This is a genomic window from Limnohabitans sp. JirII-29, from assembly GCF_003063395.1.
Lineage (GTDB): Bacteria > Pseudomonadota > Gammaproteobacteria > Burkholderiales > Burkholderiaceae_C > Limnohabitans.
Map to the genome: position 1 here is coordinate 226,878 of NZ_NESB01000006.1, position 6,614 is coordinate 233,491.

The 6,614-nt window shown below is 57.2% G+C and carries 8 protein-coding genes; all 8 read right to left on the bottom strand.

Going from position 1 to position 6,614, the window contains the following annotated elements; translation table 11 throughout:
• Positions 1-66 precede the first annotated feature (66 nt).
• Positions 67-1,062 (bottom strand): tripartite tricarboxylate transporter substrate binding protein, encoded by a 996-nt coding sequence (locus tag B9Z39_RS11650; protein ID WP_233248991.1) that lies wholly within the window; start codon positions 1,060-1,062, stop codon positions 67-69.
• 76 nt (positions 1,063-1,138) lie between these two features.
• Positions 1,139-1,777: a maleylacetoacetate isomerase gene (gene maiA / locus B9Z39_RS11655; protein WP_100143762.1), complete on the bottom strand. Its 639-nt coding sequence runs from the start codon at positions 1,775-1,777 to the stop codon at positions 1,139-1,141.
• A 7-nt stretch (positions 1,778-1,784) separates the two neighbouring features.
• The gene (locus tag B9Z39_RS11660; protein WP_108301848.1) at positions 1,785-2,492 is read right to left on the bottom strand and encodes a fumarylacetoacetate hydrolase family protein; all 708 of its coding nucleotides are present in this window, start codon (positions 2,490-2,492) and stop codon (positions 1,785-1,787) included.
• Between the two features lie 70 nt (positions 2,493-2,562).
• Positions 2,563-3,600 (bottom strand): cupin domain-containing protein, encoded by a 1,038-nt coding sequence (locus tag B9Z39_RS11665; protein WP_108301849.1) that lies wholly within the window; start codon positions 3,598-3,600, stop codon positions 2,563-2,565.
• 26 nt (positions 3,601-3,626) lie between these two features.
• On the bottom strand, positions 3,627-4,835 hold the full coding sequence (locus B9Z39_RS11670) for a 3-hydroxybenzoate 6-monooxygenase (protein WP_108301850.1): 1,209 nt from the start codon (positions 4,833-4,835) through the stop codon (positions 3,627-3,629).
• A 113-nt stretch (positions 4,836-4,948) separates the two neighbouring features.
• Positions 4,949-5,164 carry a hypothetical protein gene (locus tag B9Z39_RS11675; protein WP_100143753.1) on the bottom strand — a complete coding sequence of 72 codons (216 nt, stop codon included), beginning with the start codon at positions 5,162-5,164 and terminating at the stop codon, positions 4,949-4,951.
• A 16-nt stretch (positions 5,165-5,180) separates the two neighbouring features.
• Complete coding sequence (locus tag B9Z39_RS11680; RefSeq protein ID WP_108301851.1) at positions 5,181-5,576, bottom strand: hypothetical protein; 396 nt, start codon at positions 5,574-5,576, stop codon at positions 5,181-5,183.
• Positions 5,577-5,660: 84 nt separating this feature from the next.
• Positions 5,661-6,614, bottom strand: a 954-nt coding sequence (locus B9Z39_RS11685) for an integrin alpha (RefSeq protein ID WP_199221204.1), incomplete at its 5' end; no start/stop codon positions are given.

A 6,614-nucleotide genomic window follows, 5' to 3' on the forward strand; every position in this document is an offset into this window, starting at 1 on the left:
ACCCCAATGGCCTTGGGATCGCTTGTCTGAGTGACCGCGCCATCAACGCCTAGGGCGCTGCGGTGATCAATCGAGGGTGATGTTTTTGCGCTTGATCAACTGCTCGTAAGTCTTGCTCTTGATGTCTGCGTTTTTGCGAATCTCATCGGGTGACCAGCTCAAGGGTTCAAAGGCAAAGGTGTTGAAACGCACTTTGACTTCGGGGTCGGCCAAGACCTTGATCACGTCAGCGTTGATCTTGGCCTTGATGTCGTTTGGCAAACCTTTGGGCGAGACCAAGGTCACGAACGAGTTGACTTCAAAGCCAGCCGGGCCGCCCGACTCGGCCATGGTGGGCACCTCAGGCATTTGCGGCAGGCGCTTGGGGGCCGCCACCGCGATGTAGCGAATCTTGCCGGCCTTGTACAAGCCCTGGCTAGAGGGAATGCTGCCAAACGACCACTGCACATCGCTGGATCCCACCGATGTGAAGAGCTGCGACATTTCACGAAACGCCACATGCGTCATCTCGGTCCCGGTGAGCAACTCCAGCTCTTCGCCACCCAGGTGACCTGGGCTGCCAATGCCCCATGAACCGTAGTTCACCTTGGTGGGCTCGGCTTTGGCGGCAGCAATCAGATCCTTCATGTTTTGCCACTTCGAGTCGGTGGCCACGGCCACAAGGAACGGAGTTTTGAAAAAAGCGGCCACCGGGTCAAAAGTGTTGAATGGCACGAAACCTTTGGACTTGTAGAGGTATGGCACAGCACCAATGTGTTCGCTGTCGAGTTGCAGCAGGTTGTAGCCGTCTGCTGGCAAGCGCACCACCGAGTCAATGGCAATGAAGCCGCTGGCACCGGGGCGGTTGACGATGAGCACAGGCTGACCCCACAACTTGGACAGCTTTTCACTGACCTGACGCAGCACCGCATCGGGCCCACTGCCCGCTGGAAAAGGTGTGGCAATGGTCACCGGCTTGTTAGGGAAAGTGGCAGCGGTTTGAGCCGATACGCCCAAGCTGCTAAGCATCAGCGATGCTGACAGACACAGCATCTTGGCAACACGGTTGGAAAGCAAAGACATGGAGGGGTTCCTTGTGTGAAAAGAATAATCAATGAAGCAGTTGGAGCTTAGCGGCTTCAAGCAGCTTCAAGCGGCCTCAACCAGCATCTGGCTGTTGCATGGGCGACGCTTGCTTGAACGCCTCCAACTGCATGCAAGCAGCCTCCACTGCGGCAATCAAAGGCCATTGCGTCAAATCCACCTTGAAGCGACGCGCACTCTCCACCTGCGGCACCAAGTACACATCGGCCAGCGTAGGGCTGTCACCAAAGCAGAAACGACCGCGTTGGGTGTCGGCTTTGAGCAAAGCCTCCAGCGCGTCAAAGCCCGCAGAAATCCAAGTGGCGCACCAAGCGTTGATGGCCGCTTCGTCGGCTTTGAACTGATGCCGCACATACTCCAACACGCGGCGGTTGTTCAGGGGGTGGATGTCGCAGCCCACGATGGCGGCCAGCGCACGCACATGGGCGCGTTGGTCGGCGTCTTGGGGCAGCAACGCGGGCGTGGGGTAACGCTCTTCCAGCCATTCGATGATGGCGGGCGATTGAATCAGCACCTTGTCGTCGTGCACCAGCGCAGGCACCAAGCCCTGTGGGTTGAGCGACTTGAAGGCCTCTTTCAAATGCTCTTCGGTGCGCAAATCCACCGCGATGTACTCTGCGCTCACGCCCTTGAGGTTCAAGGCAATGCGCAGACGGTGCGAGGTACCACTGCGGAAAAAGTTATAGAGCTTCATCAGTGCCTCACTCTGCGGCTGCAATGTTCAAGGCCACCTCGCCCACACCGGCCACATGGCCTTCAATGCGGTCGCCAGCCACCACGGGGCCCACGCCTTCGGGGGTGCCGGTGTAAATCAGGTCGCCGGGTTGCAGGTGGTAGAACAAGGACAAGTCGGCAATGATTTCGCGGATGCCCCAAATCAGCTTGTTCACGTCCGAGTGTTGCTTGGTCTGGCCGTTGACGGTCAAGGCAATTTCGCCGCTTTCAATCACCACCTCAGGCATGGGCACCACTTCGCTGCACACCGAGGACTGCTCCACGTCTTTGCCCAAGTCCCAAGGACGGCCTTTGTCGCGTGCCACCAGTTGCAAATCGCGGCGGGTCATGTCCAAACCCGTGGCGTAGCCGTAAATCACGGTGTGGGCGTCTTCGGCTTTGACACGAAAGCCCGCCTTGCCCACCACCAACACCAACTCCATTTCAAAGTGGTAGTTCTGGGTCTCGGGTGGGTAGGCAATGGTGGCACCCGAGTGCACCAAGGTTTGTGGTGCCTTGGTGAAGTAGAACGGGCGCTCCACCGACTTGTCCACGGGCTTGCCCATTTCTACCGCATGCGCGTGGTAGTTGCGACCCACAAAAAACAAACGGTTGATCGGCAAACGCTCGGTCTTGCCGCGCACGGGCAAGGATTGAACGGCAGGCGGGGTCCAGAGGTAAGTGGGTTGTGTCATGAGAGCTTTCTAAAAAATGAATGCGGGGCACACGCCGTGGCCCCGCAGAAAAGGGAAAAAGTACAGCGGTTTAGCCGCGGTTTTCGTACACACCCAGTTTGCGATGCAAGGGCGACTCGTCGGCCATGAACACAAACGTGGGCTTGTCAGCGTGGCGGTTTTTCAAAGTCACCGCGGTGTAGCCAGGCGCGCAGCAGGTGTCGGCTTCTGTCAGGCTGAAGGCCTGATCTTCCACCGTGATGTCGGCCCCGCCTTCGATGACATGGAACACACACGCGGGTGAACGGGCGGGCAAACGCAAGCTTTGGCCGGGGCGCAGCATGAGGGCGTAAAAACCCAAAATATTCTCGGCGTCTTCACCCGTCTCAGGGTTCACATAGGTGAGTTGCACCGCTTCTTGCTGGGGCATGTCTTCGCCCATCGCCAGCAAGGCAGCACGAGCCTCAGCCCAGGGGTAACGCAGCATGGGGTACTTCTTGGCCGTGCGTTCAAACACGGGCGTAGGCAACATGCCGCCACGGGCGTATTGGCGATCGCCACGGCCAGGCTGCACGGTTTGGCGTTCTCCATTGATGTGGTACGACGCTTCCATGTAATACACCAGTGGCAAATCGAGCACGTCCAACCACACCACCGGCTGGTCGCCGTCGTGGCCGTGTTCGTGCCACAGACCGGTGGGGGTCAAGATCAAGTCACCCCGGCTCATCGGGCACTTCTCGCCGTCTACCGTGGTGTAAGCGCCCTCGCCTTCCACAATCATGCGCACAGCATTGGGCGTGTGACGGTGCGAAGGCGCCCACTCACCAGGCAGCAACAGTTGCATGCCCAAGTACATGGCGGCACTGGCTTGCATTTTTTCCAAACCGTGGCCAGGGTTGGCCAGCACCAGCACGCGACGCTCGGCTTTTTCGATGGGCGTCAACTCACCCGCTTTGAGCAACAAGGGCTTGATGGTGTGGTAAGCCCAAAACGTGGCACGGGTGTTGGGACGCGGCTTGCCCGGTGGCAACACGCCACGCAGGCTGGGCCACAGTGGCACCAGGTTGTGGCTGGTCAGCTCGGCACGGTAGTCGGCGGGCAGGTCTTCGAGTTTTCCAAGATCGTTCATGCAAATTCCAATCTGAGTGACATTGATCAGTTCGTGGCCGCAGACAAGCAGTTGCCCACATTCCAGCCGTAGAGCCATTCCATCGCATCATAGAAGCGCTCGGGGGTACGACCACGCCACAAGTCGTTGCGCACCAAACGCTCCACACCTTTGGCGTGGTAGAGACGCCCCATCTCGCGGCCCGACAACACAATGCGTGCGGTGCGCGCCACACGGGCGCGTTGGTACAAATCGAAGGCTTTGACAAAGTCGTTGTTGTTCACACGCAGGGCTTCGCCCAGGGTCACCGCATCTTCAATCGCCATGCACGCACCTTGCGCCATGTACTGCGTGGTGGGGTGGGCGGCATCACCCAACAAGGTCACGCGACCAAACGACCACTGGCCAATCGGCTCGCGGTCGGCCGTGGCCCAACGACGCCAGCTCTTGGGCAAATCAATCAGTTGACGCGCTTTGGGGCAAATGCCTTGGAAGTAGCTTTGCACTTCTTCTTTGCTGCCATCGGTCACGCCCCACTCTTCTTGCTTGCGGCTGTGGAAAGTCACCACCACGTTGTACTGCTCGCCACCACGCAAGGGGTAATGCACCAAGTGGCAGTTCGGCCCCACCCAAATGCTGGCCGCGTTCCACTGCAAGTCCACCGGGAAATCTTTTTTGTCCACCACCGCGCGGTACACCACATGGCCCGTGATGCGCGCGGGGTCGTTCACAAACTGGGCTCGCACGACCGACTTCACGCCATCGGCCCCAATCAGTGCAATGCCTTTGTGCGCGTTGCCATGTTGGTCGAACACCGTCACGCTGTGCGCGTCTTGCTCGATGCGCTCCACACGGGTGGACGTCACCACCTCGACCTTGCCGGTTTCTTGTGCGCCTTCATAGAGCGAGGTGTGCACGTCCACGCGGTGAATCACCGCATAGGGGTTGCCAAAACGCTTGATAAATGCCTCACCCGTTGGGATCTTGCCGACTTGGTATTCGTCGATCGCATCGTGCATCACCATGTAATCGGTGTAGACCGCGCGGCTGCGGGCTTTCTCACCCACACCCAAGGCGTCAAAGGCGTGGAAAGCGTTGGGCCCCAACTGAATACCGGCACCAATCTCGCCAATCTCGGGCGCTTGCTCCAGCACCTTGACGTGAAAGCCTTGGCGCGTCAGTGCCAAAGCTGCGGCCAATCCACCAATGCCGCCGCCAGCGACCAGCACGGGCAAAGTTTGCGTTGTGTTGTTCATGTTGAGCCCTTTTCAAATATATTCAGTATGCGTACTATTAGTATACCGATGAGCCCTCAAGCAACAGCACACGAGGGCCTAGGACTTACCCTTGTCGCTTGAAAATTGATCGTTCAGGGCTTGGAATGGTTGTCGGGTGACTGTGGGTCAGCATCACCCTCGGCTGGACCAAACATGTCACGCAAAGCTTGTTGTTCTTCGTCGGTGAGTTCGTAAGTCTTGGCGGGAGCCACCGTTTGAGTATTTTTTTGTTCCGCGATGTGCATGAAGATGCGTGCAGCCATTTCTGCATTCATCACCGCGAGGTCTTGTTTGCTAATTTCAGTCATGGCCCTGAGCGTCGCTTCACGCACTCAGTCTAGATTTTGATTTGGCTTTGGGAATTTTGACAATCTGACGCGACTCCACGTCAAACAACACATCGTTGAAGTGCACATTGACACTGGCCTTTTGGCCACGTTCGATCTCTTCAAATGGGTCGACACCCAGCACACCAATCATGTAGTAATTCAAGGCCTCCATGAAACCTGTGAAGGTGCTGTTGCCCGCCTCGAACTCTTGCGCCACGATGGACCACTTGCCACCCAAGGATTCGTCTTTGACCAAGCTCACACTGCAAGTGCGGCTTTTGTAAAAGCAACCATATTGCTCTAGCTGGTAGTGCAACAGCCCCGTCAATTGACGGGGCGCATCCGGATAGAGGTAGATGGCCTGCGGGTAAATTTTGAAATAGTCCATCATCAGTTCGATCGATTTTTTGTTAATTTCAGTATAAATGAATTATTAGGTATTAATAACAAATTTCTGAAATCATTCCATGCCCGATCAAACCACGTGTGACGCATTGACGATGGTTTGTTCAATCAACAACTGTGCAGCATACGACGTGCTGTTGTAGACATTCAAGGTATGCCCTTGGTAACTGACCACCGTGTCCAGTTTGGTCCACCCTGTGATGCCAATGTTCAGCGTGTCACCCGCATCCCCCCAAATCATGGTTTGAACCTTGGCAATCGAAGCTGCCAAGGCCGTGCCACTGACGTAGGTGGTGTTGCTGCTGTTGAACACATTCATCTCGCTGGTCGCTAACACTTGGTCCGCCCTCAAATAAAGCGCATTGACCGCCGTGTCGGTTTTCAGATCGATGACTTCCACCGATGCAAAGCGTGAGGGATTGTCAATCTGAGAGATGTGTTGGTCGTTCAAGGTTCGGAAATCAAAACCCATACCGGAAGACAAACGCAACGTATCAATCCCCGTGCCCCCATCTATGCGCGACAACTGCGCCGTGTTGCCGCCCAACCCAAACTCATTGTTCATGGCCGTGGCCATCCCAGCTGACCACACGAACACATCGTTACCTGAGCCACCATACAGCGCATCTGCGCCATTGGAAACCAAGGTGTCGTTGCCCGCGCCGCCCACCAGGGTTTGGCTGCCGGTGGAGGTGAGGCTGTCGGCACCTGAAGTGCCCATTTGGTCGACTGCCGTTTGCGCAAACGCGCCGCTGTTGCTGCCAAAAATCACATAGCTGCGTCCTGAACTGACACCCGCTGTGCCAGACGAAGTACGAGCGCCCACCAACAAGTCGGCCAAGCCGTCACCATTGACGTCACCAGCCGCGCTGACCGAATAACCGCTGCTGTCGCTGCCCGTCTCTCCGGTGATGGCAAATCCCCCATTGCCCACCGCCACGGCAGACAAATCCACCGCTGCCGTACCGGTCTTGCCAAACACCACATAGCTGCGCCCTGCATTGCTGCCTGTGACGGGGTCTGA

Excerpts from the sequence above, each read along its gene's own strand:
- B9Z39_RS11680 (WP_108301851.1), bottom strand. The coding sequence starts at position 5,576 with ATGATGGACTATTTCAAAATTTACCCGCAGGCCATCTACCTCTATCCG.
- B9Z39_RS11670 (WP_108301850.1), bottom strand. The coding sequence starts at position 4,835 with ATGAACAACACAACGCAAACTTTGCCCGTGCTGGTCGCTGGCGGCGGC.
- B9Z39_RS11660 (WP_108301848.1), bottom strand. The coding sequence starts at position 2,492 with ATGACACAACCCACTTACCTCTGGACCCCGCCTGCCGTTCAATCCTTG.
- B9Z39_RS11675 (WP_100143753.1), bottom strand. The coding sequence starts at position 5,164 with ATGACTGAAATTAGCAAACAAGACCTCGCGGTGATGAATGCAGAAATG.
- B9Z39_RS11665 (WP_108301849.1), bottom strand. The coding sequence starts at position 3,600 with ATGAACGATCTTGGAAAACTCGAAGACCTGCCCGCCGACTACCGTGCC.
- maiA (WP_100143762.1), bottom strand. The coding sequence starts at position 1,777 with ATGAAGCTCTATAACTTTTTCCGCAGTGGTACCTCGCACCGTCTGCGC.
- B9Z39_RS11650 (WP_233248991.1), bottom strand. The coding sequence starts at position 1,062 with ATGTCTTTGCTTTCCAACCGTGTTGCCAAGATGCTGTGTCTGTCAGCA.